Genomic DNA, 21,412 nt, shown 5'->3' with positions numbered 1-21,412 from the left:
TGGGCGATAGGGCCTGCATACAGGCTCGAGTCCCCACACAGGGGTAAATTGGTCGGAGAACGGATGGCTTGATCAAACAGCGGCTGATTCGCACCGGCGTACAGAGACGCCAATATCAAAGCCAGAGTCGACAAACCTTGGAACAACTCTCTGATCACTCCGTGCACTCTTCTTTTCGCGCCATGCTCACCTCACCGTACATTATGCCTACTACCTCGGTTTCCTCCAGGCAACTCACCGCCTGAACGAACTTGTCCATTTGCAAAAGTAGCCTTTAAAGGCTACTTTCAAAAATGTAGCCTTCAGAGGCTACTCTCTTATCCTTTCTGCACAGAGATACTCCATGGCGATCAAGGCGGTATTGACGGGCGACCTGATCCACTCCCAGGCAGCGGATAGCACGCAGGCCTATATCGACGGCCTGAAGGCGGTGCTCGACGAACTCCGCAAGCACTATGACTTCCAGGTGGAAATCTTTCGTGGTGATGGTTTCCAGTTGGTACCCGTATCACCGGAACAGGCTTTTCATTGTGCATTAGCCCTACGCGCCGGTCTGATCGCCAAAAGCCCGCCAGGGGAGCGATGGGATGCCCGGATCGCCGTCGGGGTCGGTTCGGCAAACTCAAATCCAGGATATGGCGAAGCCTATGTGTTGTCCGGCCAAGGCTTGGACAGCATGAAGAGGACGACGCTCATGTTGTTCAGCCATGACCGGAACCTGCAAGAGCGCACCGAGTTGTTGACGGAATTTGTCGGCACGACCCTCGATGAATGGACAATCGTGGAGGCCCGGACCTATTTCCTCCACATGACCGAAAACCTTGATCAACAAGGCACCGCACGCATGCTCGGCAAGTCCAGGGTCACTGTGAACAAAGCACTGCAACGCGCACATGCACGCTTGCTGGATCGTTATCTCGATTGCACCGGTGAATGGATCAAGGGATTGAACCATGCTTGATTCAACGGTTTTTTTACTGATCCTGCTGCTTGCTTACGTCACCGTCGAATTCATGCTGTTACCGCACAATGCCGAAAACACGCCTAACAAGGGCCTGGAACTGACCATAGAAATGCTGCTCCATGCCCTCCTCCTGGGGACGCTGCTGTACTTTCTGCGCGATAACGTCGAATTGGCCCTCGGGGGCTCGGCGATGACGCTCCTGGTGCGGCTGTTGGCCGGTACGGTATTACCCCGCCTGGGGCTGACATCGACATTCCTGTTTATTACTCGACAGGGGATGTTCCTTGCCCTGTTGATCGGGGTATGGCTCATCAGCGAGCAGTTTCTTTCCAGGATTTGCGACTACCTGTCCACTCAAGCCAATACGCGTAATCTGCTCGTCATACTGGCCTATCTGCTGGTACTTTCCCCGGCATCAGTCCTGATTGGCTCAATACTCAGTCCCATGCTGAAAGATATTGCCATCGGTGGGTCATTGAAGAATGCGGGGAGGCTTATCGGTTATCTGGAAAGGTCATTGATTCTAACCTTCGTCTTACTCGGTCAATGGGAGGCGGTAGGTTTCCTGCTCACGGCCAAAAGCATCTTACGCTTCAATGAAATACAAGGCGCCGAACACAGGCCCCTCAGCGAGTACGTACTGGTAGGCACTTTGCTGAGCTTTTCCATCAGCATTGGCATAGGTCTGATCGTCGTCCTGATACTGGATCTCTGACAGATACCCTCGCACAACACGCGTATCCTCCAGAAGCTACTTGTTGAAATGTAGCCCCTATAGGCTACTTCAGACAGACCGCATACTGGCTTCACTGCCACAACCTCAACCTGTACAGTATCACCGCGCCATAGGACATCGTGCCCTGTTGTTGGCCTGCAAAGCCCAAGATCAACAACGCCAAGGGAGTGAGCGATGATGGCCAATGCACCCAAGAACGGCCCCTGGAATATCAATCTCAGCGATATCAGTGAAGAAGTGGTGCACGCGATCCTCGAGCTGATCAGCGATGGCATCTGGGACTGGAATGCCAATACCGGTTTCGTCTACCGCAATCCCGGCTGGTACGAAATGCTCGGCTACACGCCCCATGCACTGCCCAACACTGTCTTTACCTGGGAAAACCTGGTCCACCCCGACGACTACCCCCAGGTCATGACCCACTTCGACAACCATATCCACGGTCATACCCAGGGTTACCTGGCCGAGTATCGCCTCAAGAACCGTCATGGCGACTACATCCTCATCGAGGATCGCGGCTACGTGATCTCCCGCAATGACGACGGCTCCGTGGCCCGCATGATCGGCGCGCACCGCAGTATCGAAGACAAGCGACGCCTGCTCGAACAACTCGAAGTGCGCACCCATTCCCTTGAAGCCCTGATCAACGAGCGGACCGCCGAGTTGTCGCGGGTCAATCATCAATTGCAATTGCAGCTGGAAGAAAACCGCAAGCTGGCGCACAGCGACTCATTGACCGGCGTCGCCAATCGCTACCGGCTGGAACAGGTGCTGCGCAAGGAATGTGAGCGCGCCCAGCGCTTTCGCCAACCCTTGGCGCTGATCGCCATGGATATCGACGACTTCAAGCTGATCAACGACCAGCATGGCCATCTCGGCGGCGATGCGGTGCTGATGGAAGTCGCCCGGGGTATCCAGAGCTGCCTGCGCGATGTCGACGTATTGGCGCGCTGGGGTGGCGACGAATTCATGGTGGTTGTCCCCCACGGCACCCGGGCGACCTCGACGACCCTGGCCGGGCGGATACGCCGGATGATCCTGAAACTGCGGCCCAGGGGCACGATTTCCCTGAGCATGAGTTTTGGCGTGGTCGAACGCCTCGACGGTGAACAGATGGCGGCCCTGATGGGACGTGCCGACCAGGCGTTGTACCGGTCCAAGGCCGCGGGCAAGAACATGATCTCGGGTTGATCGCCGCGGCATTCCGCTATTTCCGCGCGCACAAAAAAACCCGCCGAAGCGGGTTTTTCCTTTGACCTTCCGACATCCTGTCAGCGGCCATCCTGGCCAGGTCGATCGTCCCTGATCCTGTACGCATCCTTGCGCAGCAGAAGTAGGTTCAGATTAGGCCAGTCGCCGTGGCCGACCAAGACGTGATCACCGGCATGTCGTGTAAGCCTTTAGCCATAGGCCAAGGCTTTTTCCACCGGCGCGCCAGCCAGTACCCCGCAGACGGCTGCCACGATCATCTCCACCTCGGCCTCGTCAATCGTCAATGGCGGCAGCAGCCGGATGGTCTTGCCCCGCGTGACATTGATCAGCACGCCATGGTCACGGGCAGCGATCAATGCCAGGTCGCGGACCGGCTGCCTGAGTTCGATGCCGATCATCAACCCGCGGCCACGAATCTCCACGACCTGCGGATGCCCGCCCAGCTCGCTACGCAAACGCGCCAGCAGGCGCTCGCCCTGTTGCCGGGCGTTACCGACCAGGGCCTGTTCCTCGATGATATCGAGCACCGTGCAACCCACCCGACAGGCCAGCGGATTACCCCCGAATGTACTGCCGTGGCTACCCGGTGTGAACAGTTGCGCCGCCCTGCCCCGCGCCAGGCAGGCGCCGATGGGAATGCCGTTGCCCAGGCCCTTGGCCAGGGTCATCACGTCCGGGACGATGCCTTCATGCTGGAAGGCGAACCACTGGCCGGTGCGGCCGATACCGGTCTGGATTTCGTCGAGCATCAGCAACCAGGAGCGGCGCTTGCACAGGTCCCGTACGGCCTTGAGATAGCCCGGCGGTGGCAGTTGCACGCCGCTTTCGCCCTGGATCGGCTCCATCAATACCGCGCAGATACGCTGGCCATGGCTGCGGGCGAGGCTGTGCAACAGCGGCAGGTCGCCGAACGGCACCTTGACGAAGTCCCCCGGCAGCGCGTGATAGCCCAGGCGCACTGCCGGACCGTCGCTGGCCGACAGAGTGCCCAGGGTGCGCCCGTGAAAGGCGTTCTCCATGACCACCACCAGCGGCTGCTCGATGCCTTTGTGCCAGGCATGCAGGCGCGCCAGCTTCAACGCGCTTTCATTGGCCTCGGCCCCCGAATTGTTGAAGAACACCCGGTCCATGCCGGACAACTGGGTCAACTGCCGCGCCAGCCGCTGTTGCCAGTCGATGCTGTAGAGGTTCGAGGTGTGCAGCAACAGGCCGGCCTGCTCGCTGATCGCACTGACCAGCCGTGGATGGGAATGGCCGACATTGGTCACCGCCACGCCCGCCACGGCATCCAGGTACTCGCGGCCGCCCTGGTCCCAGAGTCGCGTGCCCAGGCCTTTGACAAATCCCAGATCGAGCGGTTGATAGGTGGTCATCAGGCAGGCGGCGGTCATGGCATCGAGCTCCAGGCATCGGGGTGGTGCTGGCAGTATCGTTAGCCACCTGAGCTGGATAAACTCTTCACCACTTCAATAATTTTAAACCAGGGATTGATAATGGATCTGTTCCAGGCGATGCAGGTATATGTGAAGGTGGTGGAGAGCGGCAGCATGACCGCGGCCGCCCTGGAGTGCGGTATTTCCACCACCATGGTCGGCAATCACCTGCGCGCGCTGGAGCAACGCCTCGGGGTCAGCCTGCTCAGCCGCACGACCCGGCGCCAGCGCCTGACCGAGTTCGGCGCGACCTACTACCAGCGCTGCCTCGAGGTACTCGGGCTGCTGGCCGATTCCGAGCGGTTGGCGGAACAGGTCCAGGGCGAGCCGAGCGGCACCCTGCGGATCACCGCGCCGCTGACCTTCGGCTCCGAACGCCTGGCACCGGCCCTCAGCGAATTCGTGGCACGGTATCCGCGGATCAAGCTCGACGTGATGCTCAGCAACCAGCGCGAGGACCTGATCGACAGCGGTTTCGACGTGGCGATCCGCCTGGGCGTGCCCGAGCCTTCGGCACTGATTGCCCGGCCCCTGGAAAACTACGCGCTGACGGTCTGTGCGGCGCCGGCGTACCTGCAAAGACGCGGGACACCACTGATCCCCCAGGATCTCGAACATCACGATTGCCTGGCCTTCACCTACCCGGCGGGAGACGACTGGCGGACGGTGGAAAAACAATGGAGCCTGAGTGGCCCGGAAGGAGAAATCCTGGTGCCGGTCAGTGGCCCGATGACCGTCAACAGCTCGTCGGCGCTGTATCAGGCGGCGCTCGCCGGCATGGGTATCGTGATGCTGCCGGATGCGCTGTTGCGCGACGACCTGCGCGAGGGGCGGCTGGTGCCGATCCTGGGAACCTACAAACTGCCCTGCCGGCCGATGAACCTGCTCTATGCGCAGGACCGCTACCGGCTGCCCAAGCTGCGCAGCTTCGTGGAGTTCGCGCTGGAGAAGTGGGCCAAGCTCTGAGACAGGTCGTGGCGAGCGAATACACCCGCTCGCCACCCGCGGCCGCTTACTGGGCAGTGGCCTTGGCCGCATCCTCGATGATCGCCGCGACCTTGTCCGGATGGGACACCATCACCACATGGGACGCGCCCTTGATATCCACGGTTTCCTTCGAGCCGGCACGATCGGCCATGAACTTCAGGGCAGCCTCGGGAATGTTCTTGTCCGCCGAACCGTAGATGAACCAGGACGGCAGGTTTTTCCATGCCGGATCACCCGACGGTTCCTTCAGCGCGGCCTCGGCGATCGGACGCTGGGTCGCGGCCATCAGCGCGGCCTCTTTGGCCGGGACGTCGGCGGCAAACTGGGCGGGGAATTTGTCCTGCTGGATAAACAGGTCGACGGTGCCGTTTTTCAGTTGGACCGGCGGTGCCAGGGTCGGGCCGAGGGTACCACCCGGGTAGCGACCGGAGAGCTCGACGGCGGTCTCGCCTTTTTCCGGGGCGAAGGCCGCGACATAGACCAGGGCCTTGACGTTGGACTGGCCATGGACCGCGTTGGAAATCACCGAACCACCGTAGGAATGGCCAACCAGGATCACCGGGCCCGCTGTGTGTTCGACGATATCGGCCACGTAGTCCGAATCGCTCTTCACGCTGTGCAGCGGGTTGGCGACAGCGATGACCGGATACCCCTTGGCCTGCAGGCGGGCAATCACCCCGTTCCAGCTGGACGACTCGGCAAAGGCGCCGTGCACCAGGACCACGGTGGCTTTCTTGCCGGGTTCCGTGGCAGCCGAGGCTGAAGCCGCCCAGCCCAGCGACAGGGCGCCGGCAGCGATGGCAACAGCGGCGAACAGTTTCGAGACAGCAGAGAGACGGGACGTTTGCATCGGTGTTTCCTCGTGCTTGAAGTGGATGATCCGCCGGAAGCGGCGGCGTTCAGGTCGCTGAACGTGGTGCCATGATGGGCAAAACCGATTTACGAATGGCGCCTTTTTGTCGATGATATGCGCCAGATCGTCTAAACCTGTCTTGGAAGAGATTGAATCCATGGATCGCCTGTCGACCTTGCTCACCCACTTCGGCATCGCCGCCGACACCTTTCACAGCGGCTTCCTGCGGGGCAAGGCCGAGCTCGACGGCGCACAACCGCGCGGGCATGTGCATTTGCTCAAAAGCGGACGCGTCAGCCTGGAGGCCGGGGGCAAGGTGCTGCGGATCGAAGAGCCCAGCCTGATCCTGATTCCCCGTCCACTGCCTCATCGCCTGATCGCCAGCGAGGCCGATGCCGCCGAGCTGGTGTGCGCCTCGTTGCGTTTCGACGGCGGTATCGACAATCCCTTGTCCGTGGCCTTGTCCGACACCATCGTGATGCCGCTCGCGGCGGTGCCCATGCTCGAAGGCACGCTGGAGTGGCTGTTCGACGAGGCCTTCGCCGAGCACTGTGGCCGGGAAGCGGTGATGAACCGCCTGTTCGAGCTGATGGTGATCCAGTTCCTGCGGCACATGATGGCCTACCACAGCATGACCACCGGGATGATGTCGGGCCTGGCCGACCTGCGCCTGGCACGGGCCATGACCATGATGCACAACCGGCCCGAGCGGCCCTGGACCGTGGCCGAACTGGCGCTGGAGTCGAACATGTCGCGGGCCAGTTTCGCCGCGCATTTTCACAAGGTGGTCGGCCAGACTCCGGCGGACTATGTCCTGAGCTGGCGCGTGAGCCTGGCGCAGAAGCGCTTGCGCGAAGGCCGGCCGATTGCGCTGATCGCCGATGAGGTCGGTTACGAAAGCCCGTCGGCGCTGGCCCGGGCGTTTCGTCGCAAGATCGGCGAAAGCCCGCGGGAATGGCTGGCACGTCAGTCAGCCTGAATAAAAACCGCCGCCAGGGCATTCCGGCAGGCACTTTCGCCCACCGGGTCGATCAGACCCAACAGGCGCCTCGCCCCCGGCAAGGCAAACCAGCGACCGCGACAAGGATCAACAGCCGACCATGTTCGAACACATCGACTTCACCTACCTGCTCGCCACCTACGGCTACTGGGCCATCTTCATCGGTTGCCTGCTGGAGGGTGAAAGCATCCTGATCCTCGGTGGCATGGCGGCCCATCAACAGGTATTGCAACTGATGCCGGTGATCTTCTGGGCCAGCCTGGGTGGTATGCTCGGCGATCAGTTGCTGTTCTGGACCGGGCGTTATTTCGGCGCCCGCCTGTTGCCGCACCTGCATCGCCAGCAGGCGGCAATCGACCGGGTCACCGGGCTGATCGCGCGCTACCCGCTGGCCTCGGTGTTTTCCGTGCGTTTCCTGTATGGCATGCGCCTGGTGGGCCCGCTGGTGATCGGCGCCAGCGGCCTGTCGCCGCTGCGCTTCAGTCTGATCAACCTGCTCGGCGCGGTGGTCTGGGCCAGCCTCTTCGCCTCCGGCGGCTACTGGGCCGGTGAATTCCTGGAACAGATGCTCGGCAACCTCAAGCCCTACCGCCTGCCCATCGTCATCGGCGTGGTGCTGCTGATGGCGGGCATCGCGCTGATCCGGCACCTGCGGAGCCAGCACAAGGCCCGCCAGTCAGACGCGAAACTGCCCCACCATCCCCCGCAGTGAATTGGCCAACTGCGACAGCTCGTGGCTGGAGGCGCTGGTCTGGTCGGCGCCGGTAGCCGAACGCAGCGACAGGTCGCGGATATTCACCAGGTTGCGGTCCACTTCACGGGCGACCTGGGCCTGTTCCTCGGCGGCACTGGCGATCACCAGGTTGCGCTCATGGATCTGGTGCACCGAGCTGGTAATGGTCTGCAAGGCGTCACCCGCCCGTTCGGCCAGGGCCAGGGTACTGGCGGCGCGGCGGGAACTGGCCTGCATCGAATCCAGGGCCTGGGTCGAGCCGTTGCGCATCCCCTGGACCATCTGCTCGATTTCCTGGGTCGATTGCTGGGTGCGATGGGCCAGGGCACGCACCTCGTCCGCCACCACGGCAAAGCCGCGTCCGCTCTCGCCGGCACGGGCGGCCTCGATGGCGGCGTTGAGCGCCAGCAGGTTGGTCTGTTCGGCAATCGCCCGGATCACATCGAGCACCTTGCCGATGTCCTGGGACCGGGCGGCCAGTGACTGCACCAGCTCCCCGGTATGCGCCACTTCACCGGCCAGGGCGTTGATCGCCTCGACCGTTTCGCCGACCCGCTCCTGGCCCAGGCGCGCCGAGTCGCTGGACTCACGGGTGGCCTCGGAAGTGGACACGGCATTGCGCGCGACCTCCTCCACGGCGGTGGTCATTTCGGTGACGGCGGTGGCCGCCTGCTCGATTTCGTTGTTCTGCTGCTGCATATCGCGGGTGCTGCCGAGGGTCACCGCGTTCAACTCGTCTGCCGCCGTCGCCAGTTGCGCCGCGGAACCGCTGATACCCTGCAAAGTGTTGCGCAGGGTCTGTTGCATGGTCGCCAGGGCTTCGAGCAGGCGGCTCACTTCATCGTTGCCACGGGCTTCGATGGTCTGGGTCAGGTCGCCACGCGCCACGTTCTGCGCGGCGCTCAGGGCTTCGCCCAACGGCTTGACGATACTGCGGGTCAGCAGCATCGCCAGGACCACGGTGGCCAGGGCCGCCAGCACGATAAACAGGCTGACGATCATCCGCGAACCCGTGTAATACGCCTCGGATTTCAGGCTTTCGGCCGCAACCTGCTTGCTGAACAGGTCTGCCAGGTCGGTGAGCTGCTTGCCCGAACCATCGACCACGGTTTTCATGTCCACCAGCAGCAGCTTGATCAACTCATCCCGTCGCCCCTGTTCCGCCAGGGTGAACGACTGGGCGATACCGGAACGGTAAGCGGCGAAGGTCGACTTGAACTGGTCATACAACACCTTGGCTTCCGGCGTGGTGACCAGCTTGTCGTAGGCATTGATCTTGTCGCTCAGTTCCTTGTCCCGCGTGTCCATCTGGCCGCGGTACACGGCAACGTTCTTCGGGTCCGGATCGAGGGCCATGCGCAGGGAGATGGTGCGGATGCGCAGCATGATCTCGCGAATCTCGTCACCGCCTCGAATACTCGGCAGCCATTGGGTTTCAACCGCCACTTCGCTGTCGCGGATACTCGACATCTTCTCCAGGGCGAACACCCCGAGCAAGGCCACCAACAAGGCAATCAGGGCAAACCCGAGCGCTGCGCGGGGCGCGATATTCAATTGACGAAGAAACATGACGGCAGCCTTTTCTTGTAGGGATCCGAAGAGGAACGGCGTCGGCACAGGCACCGACGACTGGCAGGCTATCGGCAAGTTGTATGACAACTTGAACACGCTGTCGGGAAAAACAAGGCCGTGTGCCATCAATGAGCTATTGTGCTGCAAAGCCAACTCGATCTTGGGGCCAGGCTCTTGAGACCAGGGTGCGCGGGGATTAAGTGAAACATTGCTTTTCCATCGGCCACAAAAAACCCGCCGAAGCGGGTTTTTTGTTGACCATTACGACATCCTGTCGTCGACCGTCCTGGCCTGGGCCAATCTTCCATGACTCTGTGCACATCCTTGCGCAGCAGCGATGGGTAAAGATTAAGCCCCGCGGCAAAGGCGCAACAGAGGAGATCTCGGTGTCCGTCTGTAAGCCTTTCGCCATATCCCCACCGGCCCGCGCACAAGCCACGGCCAACCGGCTGACGCCCATCCCCCGCTCGGCCCAACAACAGGTGATCATCGGGTCGGAGACGGGCCATCACGCCTGATGGCCTGCCAGCTTGTAAAGTCCCCGGAGACTGCGACGCCACGCGGCCCCGCAGAAACTCCCCGCGTACCTGACCAGGAGGGTAGCCCCATGGATAGGTGATGCCCCACGGTTGTGTGCCAAGAACCTCCCCCCACCTTCCTGCATCACGGGTCCGCCTGCAAATACGCCGTTCGCCTTACAGTCATGACTTCAGTGATGCGATTTCGATGGTCAATATGAACTCGCCTCCTCTCTACCGCCAACTCGCCAATCACTACCTCAACGCGATTCAGGCAGGAACCCTGAAAACCGGTGAGCGTTTCCCATCCATTCGCCTGATGATGGAAAAACACGCCATCAGTCTCTCCACCGCCGTCCAGATCTGTCGCCAGCTGGAAGACTACGGTGTCCTGGAAGCCCGTCCCCGCTCCGGAAACTTCATTCGCCAGCCTGCCAGGCCCATTGCGCTGGCCGCCGACAGCGAACCGCTGCTGCCCCTGGATACCAGCCACTATGTCGGTATCCACGAACAGGTCTCGGCAGTCGTCAAGGCCAGCCAGCAGGCTTCGATCCAGGTCAACCTCGCCAGTGCCTACTGCGGTGCGCAGATCTACCCGCTCAAGGTACTCCAGGACCATATGATCAAGGCCCTGCGCCAGGACCCACAATTGATCGGCAGTCCGTCCCCGGCCTGCGGCGCCCGCCCGTTGCGCGACTTGCTGGCCCGCCGGGCGCTGGGCTCGAAGATCAGCGTCACCGCCGACAAGATCGTCATCACCAACGGGGCCACGGAAGCCATCAACCTGGCCCTGCGTGCCGTGACCCAGCCGGGGGATATCGTCGCGGTGGAGTCACCGACGTTCTACGGACTCCTGCAGATTCTCGAAAGCCTGAGCCTGCGGGTACTGGAAGTGCCCACCACGGCCAAGACCGGGATAAACCTGTTCGCCCTCGAACAGTTGCTCCAGGGTTCGGAACGGATCAAGGCGCTGATCGTCATTCCCAACCTGCACAATCCCCTGGGCAGCGTGATGCCCGATGCGCACAAGGCGTTGCTGGTGCAACTGTGCTCGGACTACGACACGGTGCTGATCGAGGACGATACCTACTCCGACCTGGCGGATACCGAGCAGCCGTTGTCGGCCCTGAAAAGCTGGGACCGCAACGACAACCTGATCTATTGCGCGTCCCTGAACAAGACGCTCGCTCCCGGCCTGCGCCTGGGCTGGATCGCCGCCGGCAAATGGCACGACCGGGTCGAGATGCTCAAGCACACCCAGTCGCGCAACTGCGAAATGCTGCCGCAGCTGGCGGTGGATGCCTTTATGAAAACACCGTCCTATGAGCGTTACCTGCGCAGGCTGCGCGGGCAGTTGACGATGCAGAGAAAACAGATGAGCGCGGCGATCGCGCAATACTTCCCGGCGGGCACGCAGATCACCAACCCCAAGGGCGGCACCCTGCTGTGGGTGGAGTTGCCCCAGGGCCATTCGTCCCTGGAGCTGTTCCACCAGGCGTTGCAGCAAGGGATCTACATATCGCCTGGAATGATCTTCTCCAACTCGCGAAGCTTCGATCACTTCATCCGCATCGGCTGTGGAACGCCTTATTCACCGCGCATTGAAAATGCAGTGGCCACCCTGGGGCGCCTGATTGCGCGACAAGGCTGAACGCAGCGTGCCGGAGAGGTCTCCCGGTCACCCGCGGACCTTCCCGGCATCCCTTACATCCGGTCTACCGGATGCTCGTGCAGGCAGATGATGTGCGGGTCGTTCTGCCAATGGGGGAAGCGTTGGGCAATCAGCGGGTCGTGCCCCGGAATGACATGGTCCTCGCCATCCACCAGGCCGTCGATGGTCGCGAAGGCTTCGAGGGTCTGGGCCATGTCATCGAGAATCGGGAACGGGCTGCGCAAACGGATATTGGCCCACAGGTGCGCCGCGTCGGAAGCCAGTACCACCCAGCCACGCTGGGTCCGCACGCGCACCACCTGGCTGCCCGGCGTGTGACCACCCACCGCGTGGATCGTCACGCCCGGCACGATCTCCACGGTGCCACGATGCAGGCGCAGGCGCCCTTCGAACAGCGGCGGGATCGCCGACATCACATCGTCCACTTCGTAGGTCTTGTTGATCGTATGGTGGGTCATCTTCGGCCCGGTGCAGAAGCGCAACTCTTCCTCCTGCAGGTGAATCACGGCCTTGGGAAACAGCCCCAGGTTGCCGGCATGATCCCAGTGCAGGTGCGTCAGGATCAGCGTTTCGACCCGGGCCGGATCGATGCCCAGTTGCTGCAACGACTCCTCCGGCAAACGGTACATCTCACGATTGCGGCGGTCGGCCGTGGCCGGCTGGAAACAGGTGTCCACGACCACCACGTGCTGGTCGTTGCGGATCACCCAGAAGTAGTAGTCCAGCGGCATCGGCGCATTGGGATCACCGCAGCAGGCGTCGTAGAGAAAGTTCTCCCGCGCGGTACGCTGGGAGTTGGCGCCGACGCGGATGGCGAAGACTTCATAGACCGGGGACAGCGATGGATTCGACATGCGGCTGCTCTCCTCAGGCCGGTTGCGCGGCAGGCGCCGCCTTGACGGTGGAACTGAAGTCGAAGTCCATGTCGGCGGTGATGCCCAGGTCCTCGGCCAGTCGATACAGGCCGCTATAGTCACGCATGATCGCGCTGCCACGGCTGGCTTCGCGGGTGTCGCCGATGATCACGTCGACATCGGCCACGCCGAGCTGCGTCAGGATCGCCTCCCACATCGAATAGTCCTGGGCGACAAAGGCATTGAGCGCCTCGGGCAAGGTCTGTACGAAGAAACGGCGCTTCTCGGCGTCCATATGTTCGTACATCACTTTCGCCACCTCGGCGAGCACCTTGCTGTGGGCGTACTCGTCACGGTTGTGCAGCTCGGCGACCCGGCGGTTCTGCGGCTGGATGCTCTGGTCGTCGGCGAGCATGTCCAGGTAGGCGTTGACGCTGATCTCGGCGACCACCGCAAAGGTGATCGCGGCCAGGTCCCGCTGCCAGGCATGGGGCAGTTGCGCGCACAGCGCCTGCAGGCGCAGGTAGGTGACGGAAGGCGGCAGGTCGAGGTCCTGCTCGAGGTTACGGTCGGCCTTGCTGCGCTGGATCGCCCGCAGGTGCATGAGCGTGTGGTAGTGCTCGTCGATCAGGGTCTGCTGCATGGCTTCGCGAAAGTGCCAGTCGTCCTTGCCCAGGTACTGGTTGGCGATGACGCTCAGGGCCGGATTGACCACGCACTCCTCGGCGGTGACGGTACGCAGGTTGTAGCCGATCCAGCCCCAGGTCAGCACGGCACTTTTCAGTTCCTCGCTCAGCGCCTGGAACTTCGGATGATGGAAGAACGGGACCATGGCAATCGGATAATCCGGCTTGCTCGGGTCGAACTCGTCGGTCAGCGGGAATTTGTCGCCGGCGCAGACGGTCGCCCGCTTGGTCCAGGCCTTGTTGAGTTGCACGACCAGCTTGTGGTCGACCTTGGCGATGACAATGGCTTGTTGCATGACGTGATACCTGTAGGACGCGCACGGAGTCCGTGCGCGGGTGCAAAGGGGGAAGCCGCCGGACGCATTCGGGCGTCAGGCGAGCCAGTAGCGGGTCAGGTGCCGCTGGGGGTCGCGGTACTGGCTGCGGGCATGCATCAGGCGCCAGTTGTCCCAGATCAGCACGCAGCCATCGGGGATCAGTAACGGCGTGCAGTGCTCCAGGAAGAACTGCTCGCCCAATGCCGCGATACGCCCCAGGGGCGTGCCGCTGTTACGGCCTTCGGGCGCGCCCAGGTCCTCCACGGACGGATTCACATCGCCGTAGTGGAACTGGTTGTAGCTGAAGCGGAAGATGTCGCCGTCGACAGCGGGCTTGAAGATGTACTCCTCCAGCACGCGGCGGGTGGTTTCACCGGGCTTGGCCGTGGCGTTGAACGCGACGGGATTGTCCTCGATCCACGCCCGCAGGTCCGCCGGCAGGGTCTTGAGGAAGGCCAGGCCGTCGGCCAGTTGCGTATGCCCGCCACCGCAGGTCGCCTGGCGATGGCAGTGCAGCACCAGGTAGCGCGGCGGCGGGTCATAGACCGGCGCCTCGGTGTGGGGACCGATGCCGTTCATGCTCTGGGAGTACGGCAGGTCGTCGAAGCCCGGCTTCAGGGTGACGTCGAAGGTATCCAGGCCATTGAACTGCGGGATCACCCGGCCGAACGGCGCCAGTGTCTCGTACAGGTCAGTACTGAGTTCGCCCGGCTGCAACAGGGTCCAGCCCTGTTCGGCCAGCTCGCGATGGTGGTGGCTCAAGCCGTGCCGCGCAACCACGGCAGGGTCGTTTACAGCGGTTTCTTCCAACATGACGAAAGTCCTTTTGTCTGGTCAGGCGATGACGGCCGCGGCGTAGGCGTCGATCAGGTCACGACAGGCCTGGCCGGGCTCATACTGGAGGTCGTCGATGCTGCGCACCGGAGTGATTTCGGCGGCCGTGCCGGTCAGGAAGCACTCGTCGAAATCGCCGAGGTCATCGGGCAACAAGGTCCGCTCGATCACCTCGTAGTCCAGCGCCCGGGCCAGCCTGATCACGGTCTGGCGAGTGATGCCGTTGAGGAAGCAATCCGGCACCGGCGTGTGCAGTTGCCGGCCCTTGACGAAGAAAATATTCGCGCTGGTGGCCTCGGCCACATGGCCGCGCCAGTCGAGCATCAGGGCATCGTGATAACCGCTGTTTTCCGCATCGTGCTTGCTCAGGGTGGCGATCATGTATTGCCCCGAGGCCTTGGCCTCGAACGGGCTGCTGCTCGGTGGCGGACGCCGCCAGGCCGCGGTCTTGAGCTTGATCCCGGCCATGCGGGCCGCCGGGTCGAAGTAGCTCGGCCATTGCCAGCAGGCGATCGCCAGGTGCACGCTGTTGAAACGCGCCGAGGTCGAGATCATCTCGCTGCCGCGCCAGGCCACCGGACGCAGGTAGCCATCGGTCACGCCGTTGCGTTCGAGCAGGGCATGGCTGGCGGCCTCCAGGGTTTGCAGGTCGTAGGGAATGGAGAAGTCCATCAACTGCGCGGAGCGGTACAGGCGCTCGGAGTGCGCCCGCAGCTGGAAGATCTTCCCGCCGTAGACCCGCTCGCCCTCGTAGACCGTGCTGGCGTAGTGCAACCCGTGGGTCAGGACATGGATCTTCGCTTCCTTCCACTCGACGAACTCGCCGTCGAGCCAGATGTAGCCGTCGCGCTGATCGAAAGGGACTGCTGTCGGGCCGCTCATACACTCACCTCCGCGGTGTTCATCAGGACACTGGCCACATTCAGGCCACAGAGCCGGGCTTCGGCCATCAGCACACCGGCCTCTTCTTCCGAGGCCGGGATACCGGCAATCAGGCGATTGCGCCGGGTATGGGCCTGGGGATCGCCGGCCACGCTGATACGCTCGCCGGCCTGGGCCGGGGTGGTGCGAATGGTTTCCATCAGGCCGGCAAGACTGCTCTGGAAGCCGCGCAGGTCGGTGAAGGCGGCAATATCCAGGGCAATCATGAAGTGACCGATCTGCCGGCCCTTGCTGAAGGAGCCGGTGTCCAGATGATCCAACTGGTGATCCAGCGGCATGCCGGTCAGCAGGCAACTGAGCACCTGGACCATCATGGCCAGGCCCTGCCCCTTGTAGCCACCCAGCGGGGACAGCGAAACCACCTCATCCGGTTCGGCGGTGTCGTTGCCGTCCTTGTCCAGCGCCCAGCCCAGGGGCAGCGACAGGCCGAGCTTGCGGTAGTGCTTGACCTGGGAATAGGAGATCTGGCTGGTCGCCATGTCGAGCACGAAGGGTTGTTCGTCCGCCGGAGCGGTGAAGCAGATCGGGTTGGTCCCGAACATCGGCTGCTTGCCCTTGAACGGCGCCATGCGCGCCGCGGCGCTGGTGGTGACGATGCCGATCATGCCGCTGTTGGCGATTTCCAGGCCATACACCGAGGCCGCGCCGAAGTGGTTGGAGTTACCGACCCCGACCGCGGCGATGCCACTGTTGCGGGCTTCCTGCACCGCCAGCTTGGCCGCATACATGCCGGCCACGGTGCCGAGTGCCTGGTCGGCGTCGAGGATAATCACGTTGCCGTTGCGGCGCTGCACATTGATGTCCGGCATCGCATGGCTGCGGCCTTCGTCCAGTTCCCGCAGGTACAGCGGCAGCAGGCGCAGGCCATGGGTGTCGACGCCCATCAGCGAGGTGTCGACCAGGGCGTTGGCGAACCAGTGGGCGTGTTCGGTCGACACGCCACGGCGTTTGACCGCCTGCGCGCAGACCTGGCGAGCGGTGTGCGGATTCAGATAGAGCATGGTGTTCATTCCATCGAATTAGGTTGGGATCAAACGGCTTCCAGCACGACCGGAATCAGTTTCGGCGGCGCGACGCTTTCGTTCTGGAAGAAGAAAAACTCCTCGCCAAAGGCCGGGACCAACTCGTCGAACCAGGTCGCCTGCGGGTCGAACTTGGCGTAGAAGGTGCGCAATACCCACTGCGGATCGCGGGCCTGGAGAAACTGCAGGACGAAGACTTTCTCGCCAGCGACGGTCTCGATGCCGTTGATCACCACCTTGCCGTAGAAAGTGCTCATCGACGGCCCGCGTACCGTGCGCGCCAGCCCGGAGACCGTGCGATAGGCCGACTGGTAGATCTCGAAGGCACGGTGCAGCGGCATCGCGAAGTAATGGCTGGGGCCGGTATCGCGCTCGACGAAGAAGTAGTACGGGATGGCCCCGAGGCGTACGCCTTCGGTCCAGAGCGCCGCCCAGTCGGCGGGGTCTTCGTTGATGTGGCGAATCAGCGGCGCCTGGATCCGCAAGGTCGCCCCGGACGAGCGGATCCGCTGGATCGCCTGACGGGCCATGTCCTGCTTGATCTCCACCGGATGGTTGTAGTGGCCCATCACCGAGAGGTTCTTGCCGGTCGCCACCACACGCCTGAACAGGTCGATCAGGGCATCGGCGTCCTTGTCCGTGACAAAGCGCTGCGGCCAGTACGCCACCGACTTGGTCCCCAGGCGGATGCTCTTGATATGCGCCATGTCCGGCGCCAGCAAGGGCTCGATGTACTCGGCCAGGGAACGGGTGTTCATGATCAGCGGGTCGCCGCCGGTGATCAGCACATCGGTCACTTCGGTGTGTACCCGCAGGTAAGCCGCCAGTTCCTGGGATTCACGGGCGTTGAACTTGAGTTCTTCCTCGCCGATGAACTGGGCCCAGCGGAAGCAGAAGGTGCAGTAGGCATGACAGGTCTGGCCCGCGCCGGGAAAGAACAGCACGGTCTCCCGGTACTTGTGCTGGATACCCGACAGCGGCTTGCCATCCAGGGTCACGGTGTTGTGGGTCAACTGGCCGGCCGGGTGCGGGTTCATCCGCTGCCAGACCTGCTCGACCTGGCGCTTGACCGCCGCACTGTCATCGCCGTCGATCAGCGCCTTCAGGGCCTCGTACTCATGCGGGTGCAGCATGTCGCGGTGAGGGAAGGTCATGCGGAAGATCGGATCGTCCGGAATGTTGTTCCAGTCGATCAAGGTACTGAGCACATAATCATTGGTACGAAACGGCATGACCTTGGACACTACCGTCATTGCTTCCTGCAACTCCGGGGTCAACTTCTGCCAATACACCGTATCGCGAATAGTGCGTGAATTATAAGGCTTGTATTTCTGTGGTTCGGACATTCCCTGCATGACAGCGCTCCTGACGATTCTGTTATGAGTTCACCTTGCATATCGCTTTTAATCGAACCGTTGCGAACTCCGCCTATTCAGCAATTACAGGCAAACAGATGCCTGCTGCCTTTAACGCTTGTTCAACGCGGCAAGTTCGATCTTGTTCAATAGCGGTTATCAACCACTGACAGCGATACAGTGCTTATTCGAATCTTTTCAATCATTCATCACGGTCAATCGATCATTGTCCCCAACGGACCGATCGCGGCTGTGCTCACTTCGCTGGCAGCGGCGCCACACGTTCCTGGTTGACCCAGGCCTGGACGCTGTCACGGCCCCATTGTCGACGGACATAGGCCGCCAGGTGCTCGGGCATCTCGTCGCCATTGGCCAGCAGGCGATTGAGCATGATTGCCAGGTCCGTGTCGGCAATGCTCCAGTCACCGAACAAGTGCCCGCCACTGTCACCGAGGAAGGTGCTGGCGACCCGATACAGGCGCTCTACGGCAGCCTTCGCCGCATCGGACAGGGGCTGGTCTTTCTTGCCGAAATAGATCAGGTCGGCCGGGCGTTCCTGGCGGATCACCAGCAGGTCGCTGCGCAGCCAGGCCTGCAACTGACGAGCCCGGGCGCGCTCCTTGAGCCCACGGGGCAGAACCTGCTTGTGGCCGGCATGGGCAAAAGCCTCGTCCAGGTATTCGGCGATGGCCGAGGACTCGGTCAGGGCGAAACCGTCATGGACCAGGGTCGGCACCTTGCAGGTCAGCGACAGATCGCGATAAGCCGGCAAGTAATTGTCCCGTTGCTTGAGATCAACGGTGACAATATCAAACGGCAGTTCCTTTTCTTTCAAGGCAACAAATGCCGACAACGCAAAGGCACTGACAAAGTCCGCACCGACATACAGGGTTAATGATTGATCAGCCACAGGACGCTCCCTTCCAGATTCAAATACATGAATAGTTTCAATCGAATTGTTCGACTGCAAAAACTGCCTGACAGATAGATAACGGGACAACGCGCGGTAATACGCCGATTTGCCCATCACTCAAATTGATTCAGAGGTGTTATCTACGGATAAGGATCGTAGATAACTGGAGACTCCTTCGATAGATACAGAAAATGCCTGTTTGTATCGATACAGATGGCCTACGGACAAACGCCTGCAGCGGGACGATCGGACAGCCGATTACCCGGGGAAGGAGCGAAGGCAAGGGGTAGCGAGGGCGCGGCAGAGTACCGGGCAGAAAAGCCGGGCGCGCAAATGCAATCAGGGAGCCAACGAACGTTGGCTCCCTGACGGGAACAGCGGCGGGGAGGAATCGCGACGGGTTACTTCACCACGCCGATCCGTCCGTTCTGATCGGCGAAATTCGACAGTGCCGCCACCTGCGGCATGTTGCTGATATTGAGCATCACCAGCGGCTCTTCCGCGGAGCCGTTGACAAATCCGTGCTTGTTCCACGCCGGCACGACGATCACGTCACCGCTGCTGACCGGTACCGCCTCGGCATCGCCCAGGGTCAGCTCGCCCCGGCCCGACTGGATAATGAACAGATGCCACCAGGTGTGGGCGTGTCCATTGAGGGTGGTGCCCGGGTTCAACCACTGCATCGAGATCACGGTGCCGGGCAGGATTTCGCAACCGCCGATACTCGACTCGCTCGACAGCGCGACGATATCGGTATCGCTGGGCTGCATGTCGCGTTGCAGGCTCGCCAGGTCCGTGCCCTTCCAGACCTGGGGCCGAGGTGACGATCCTTGCAGGCTGTCGCGGAAATCCTGATAGGTGAAAAAGCTGCCCTTGAAGGTATCCATGTGTCGTTCCATTTTTTCGTGCGGCGAATCGTTCCCGCCGCACAGACATTGAATTTATAGCTGGCGCAACGCCCCTTCGCTAACCGCGGCAATGATATCGACTTCGATGGCGGCATTCTTCGGCAATTGGTACACGCCGATGGTCGTCCGGGTATGCCGGCCGGCATCGCCCAGCACCCGATGGAAAACGTCCGAGGCACCATTGGCGACTTCGCTGAGTTCGGGGAAGTCTTCCGTCGACTTGACGTAGACCGTCACCCGCACCAGGGTCTTGATGCGATCCAGCGAACCGATGGTCTGCAGGATCAGCGCCAGCCCGCGCATGGCACTGATGCGGGCGGCTTTCTGGCCCTCGGACAGGCTCAGGTTGGCGCCGACGCGGCCGGGCAGGACCACGCGGCCGCTCATCATCGGCACCAGGCCGCTGACGTAGACCTGATCATGCAGGCGGATCACCGGTGAGTAATGACCTCCGGCGGTGTTTTCACCGTAGATGTCATAACCCAGTTCCTGGGCAATGGCGATAAAACGTTCATCACACGACATCAACATGACTTCCTTCTGTGGATGGGCAAGCACCGGGATCGAGGCGTCGGGCCAGGGGGGTTCTCGGTTCACGGCAGTGCCTCTTCGAGTTGCCGTACCGGTTCGGACTGCGACACCACGATCGCCGACTCGATGGCCCGGGTCAGTTGCAGAAGCTGCCGGCTGAGCGTCGGATAGTCGGGATTGAAAAGAATGACGTGGCCGATGAACGAGGTGTTGTCGGTCACCAGGGAGGAAACCCGGTCACCCACGCCCTTGCTGTAGCAGCCTTCGATCACCTCGATCCCCAGGCTGGCGGCCAGTGCCTGGATATCCGGAAGGTGCTGCAGGGTGCCGTGGGCAGGTGCGCTCACCAGGCGGATACCGCAGTAGCCTTGCGCGACCGGCTCGGCCTGCGCCATGCGTCCTTCGACCGCCCAGCGCACCCAACTCTCCCAGGGGTCGAATGCGTCGAGGGCAGCAAAGGCTTTACGGGCCAGGTCCCAGATATGCATGCCCGCCGGGCGCATATTGGTTTCCACGGCCGAGGTCGTGCCGTCCTGCCTGAAGAAAACCTCGTTGTGATAGGCGCCATTGTCCACGGAGACCAACTGACGCATGTGCTCGCCAGCCGCGGCGATGGCGGTCAGCGCCGCGCCCGTCAATGGCGCGGGAACCACCTGCTGGATCTCGGCACGATAAGCCCCTTCGGTGGTCGTCTTCTCGGTGACCCAGGAACGCCCCGCCACACAATCCCAGCTGTATTCCCGGGCTTCCTGCACCAGCTCTTCGACGATGATTCCACCCGCCCGGTACTGCTCCAGAGCCGCCCAGGCTTCCTCGCACTCGGCGGGCGAGTGGATCACCCGGCAACCCCGGCTGGCCCCTTCGCAGGCCGGCTTGATAAAGGCCTTGCCGCCGAGTGCCGCGACCCGTTGGCGCAGTTCGTCGAGGTCCGCGACCCGGCAGGAAAACACGGGTCGGTAACTCTCAGGGGAAGTCGGTGCCGCCGCCTCCAACTGGCGGAAGATTTCCTTGTCGAGGCCGGCTCGGGCCTGCTCGGGCGTGATGCCCGGCAAACCGTGACGCGTCGCCAGCCCCGCACCGAGCAACACCCCACGGTCGGAAAACGGCAGGACACCGAGCAGATTCCACTCATCGACCGCCAGGCAACTGGACACCGCGTCCAGCGCCGCATCGAGGTTTTCGATGGCCAGGGAGGTGGTCCAGACGTAGTCCGCCACCTCGTAGTCTTCCAGCTGGACCTTTTCCACCAGCAGGATCAGCGTCGCCTGGTAGAGCGACCGGCACAGCTCGCGCAGCTTGCCGATGTCACGTACGCGGTTGCCGTTGTAGCCGACCACGATCACACAGGGTTTTGCACTCATTTCGGATCT

The 21,412-nt window shown here is 62.1% G+C and carries 20 protein-coding genes and 1 pseudogene; 7 read left to right on the top strand and 14 right to left on the bottom strand.

The annotated features are described in order from the left end of the window. Positions 1-343: 343 nt before the first annotated feature. The 3 genes from HX881_RS10175 to HX881_RS10165 all read left to right on the top strand — a co-directional run bounded on the left by HX881_RS10175 (position 344) and on the right by HX881_RS10165 (position 2,891). Positions 344-961 (top strand): hypothetical protein, encoded by a 618-nt coding sequence (locus HX881_RS10175; RefSeq protein ID WP_177084200.1) that lies wholly within the window; start codon positions 344-346, stop codon positions 959-961. Further along, positions 954-1,679: a hypothetical protein gene (locus tag HX881_RS10170; RefSeq protein ID WP_177084198.1), complete on the top strand. Its 726-nt coding sequence runs from the start codon at positions 954-956 to the stop codon at positions 1,677-1,679. Before HX881_RS10175 ends, HX881_RS10170 begins: the two co-directional genes overlap by 8 nt. 198 nt (positions 1,680-1,877) lie before the next feature. Continuing rightward, complete coding sequence (locus HX881_RS10165; RefSeq protein WP_177084583.1) at positions 1,878-2,891, top strand: sensor domain-containing diguanylate cyclase; 1,014 nt, start codon at positions 1,878-1,880, stop codon at positions 2,889-2,891. A 209-nt stretch (positions 2,892-3,100) separates the two neighbouring features. Here the strand turns inward: HX881_RS10165 and HX881_RS10160 are convergent, their stop codons facing one another. Then, the gene (locus HX881_RS10160; protein WP_177084196.1) at positions 3,101-4,303 is read right to left on the bottom strand and encodes an aspartate aminotransferase family protein; all 1,203 of its coding nucleotides are present in this window, start codon (positions 4,301-4,303) and stop codon (positions 3,101-3,103) included. Between the two features lie 102 nt (positions 4,304-4,405). On the opposite strand from HX881_RS10160, the gene HX881_RS10155 reads away from it, so the two are divergent. Further along, entirely contained in the window at positions 4,406-5,311 is a 906-nt protein-coding gene (locus tag HX881_RS10155) for a LysR family transcriptional regulator (protein ID WP_177084195.1), read from the top strand. A 46-nt stretch (positions 5,312-5,357) separates the two neighbouring features. Here HX881_RS10155 and HX881_RS10150 read toward each other — a convergent pair whose 3' ends face one another. Next, complete coding sequence (locus HX881_RS10150; RefSeq protein ID WP_177084193.1) at positions 5,358-6,182, bottom strand: alpha/beta fold hydrolase; 825 nt, start codon at positions 6,180-6,182, stop codon at positions 5,358-5,360. Between the two features lie 160 nt (positions 6,183-6,342). On the opposite strand from HX881_RS10150, the gene HX881_RS10145 reads away from it, so the two are divergent. Continuing rightward, positions 6,343-7,164, top strand: a complete 822-nt coding sequence (locus HX881_RS10145) for an AraC family transcriptional regulator (protein WP_017123652.1) — start codon at positions 6,343-6,345, stop codon at positions 7,162-7,164. A gap of 121 nt (positions 7,165-7,285) precedes the next feature. After that, positions 7,286-7,897, top strand: coding sequence for a DedA family protein (locus tag HX881_RS10140; RefSeq protein WP_177084191.1), 612 nt, complete (start codon positions 7,286-7,288; stop codon positions 7,895-7,897). On the opposite strand, the gene HX881_RS33190 is transcribed toward HX881_RS10140, so the two are convergent. After that, positions 7,862-8,617, bottom strand: coding sequence for a methyl-accepting chemotaxis protein (locus HX881_RS33190; protein WP_425503504.1), 756 nt, complete (start codon positions 8,615-8,617; stop codon positions 7,862-7,864). The two genes, HX881_RS10140 and HX881_RS33190, sit on opposite strands and share 36 nt — an antisense overlap. Before the next feature lie 102 nt (positions 8,618-8,719). Next, a pseudogene (locus HX881_RS33185) lies at positions 8,720-9,487 on the bottom strand (MCP four helix bundle domain-containing protein); the annotation flags it as partial. Between the two features lie 738 nt (positions 9,488-10,225). Between HX881_RS33185 and HX881_RS10130 the strand changes: the two are divergent. Further along, positions 10,226-11,659 carry an aminotransferase-like domain-containing protein gene (locus HX881_RS10130; protein ID WP_042934410.1) on the top strand — a complete coding sequence of 478 codons (1,434 nt, stop codon included), beginning with the start codon at positions 10,226-10,228 and terminating at the stop codon, positions 11,657-11,659. A gap of 53 nt (positions 11,660-11,712) precedes the next feature. Here the strand turns inward: HX881_RS10130 and HX881_RS10125 are convergent, their stop codons facing one another. From HX881_RS10125 to HX881_RS10080, 10 genes are all read right to left on the bottom strand, one after another. After that, positions 11,713-12,534 (bottom strand): N-acyl homoserine lactonase family protein, encoded by an 822-nt coding sequence (locus HX881_RS10125; protein ID WP_017123648.1) that lies wholly within the window; start codon positions 12,532-12,534, stop codon positions 11,713-11,715. Positions 12,535-12,547: 13 nt separating this feature from the next. After that, positions 12,548-13,516, bottom strand: a complete 969-nt coding sequence (locus tag HX881_RS10120; protein WP_017123647.1) for a diiron oxygenase — start codon at positions 13,514-13,516, stop codon at positions 12,548-12,550. 75 nt (positions 13,517-13,591) lie between these two features. Beyond that, positions 13,592-14,350, bottom strand: a complete 759-nt coding sequence (locus HX881_RS10115) for a TauD/TfdA family dioxygenase (protein ID WP_177084187.1) — start codon at positions 14,348-14,350, stop codon at positions 13,592-13,594. A gap of 21 nt (positions 14,351-14,371) precedes the next feature. Next, positions 14,372-15,253, bottom strand: coding sequence for a branched-chain amino acid aminotransferase (locus HX881_RS10110; RefSeq protein WP_017123645.1), 882 nt, complete (start codon positions 15,251-15,253; stop codon positions 14,372-14,374). After that, the gene (locus HX881_RS10105; RefSeq protein WP_246356482.1) at positions 15,250-16,314 is read right to left on the bottom strand and encodes an Ldh family oxidoreductase; all 1,065 of its coding nucleotides are present in this window, start codon (positions 16,312-16,314) and stop codon (positions 15,250-15,252) included. The genes HX881_RS10110 and HX881_RS10105 overlap by 4 nt, the downstream gene beginning before the upstream one ends. A gap of 29 nt (positions 16,315-16,343) precedes the next feature. Continuing rightward, positions 16,344-17,690, bottom strand: coding sequence for a KamA family radical SAM protein (locus tag HX881_RS10100; protein WP_017123643.1), 1,347 nt, complete (start codon positions 17,688-17,690; stop codon positions 16,344-16,346). Between the two features lie 256 nt (positions 17,691-17,946). Next, a complete protein-coding gene (gene yfcF, locus HX881_RS10095) occupies positions 17,947-18,600 on the bottom strand; it encodes a glutathione transferase (RefSeq protein ID WP_177084175.1) in 654 nt (217 codons plus the stop codon). A 404-nt stretch (positions 18,601-19,004) separates the two neighbouring features. After that, a complete protein-coding gene (locus HX881_RS10090) occupies positions 19,005-19,490 on the bottom strand; it encodes a cupin domain-containing protein (RefSeq protein WP_017123641.1) in 486 nt (161 codons plus the stop codon). Between the two features lie 54 nt (positions 19,491-19,544). Next, positions 19,545-20,036: a RidA family protein gene (locus HX881_RS10085; protein ID WP_042934406.1), complete on the bottom strand. Its 492-nt coding sequence runs from the start codon at positions 20,034-20,036 to the stop codon at positions 19,545-19,547. A 68-nt stretch (positions 20,037-20,104) separates the two neighbouring features. Continuing rightward, on the bottom strand, positions 20,105-21,403 hold the full coding sequence (locus HX881_RS10080; RefSeq protein WP_177084173.1) for an ATP-grasp domain-containing protein: 1,299 nt from the start codon (positions 21,401-21,403) through the stop codon (positions 20,105-20,107). Positions 21,404-21,412: the final 9 nt, after the last annotated feature.

Origin of the sequence: Pseudomonas gingeri (genome assembly GCF_013386115.1) — a bacterium.
In the GTDB taxonomy this organism is placed as follows: Bacteria; Pseudomonadota; Gammaproteobacteria; order Pseudomonadales; family Pseudomonadaceae; genus Aquipseudomonas; species Aquipseudomonas gingeri.
The sequence above is the reverse complement of the archived record's forward strand: the minus strand, read 5'-3'. Positions and strand labels throughout refer to the sequence as shown.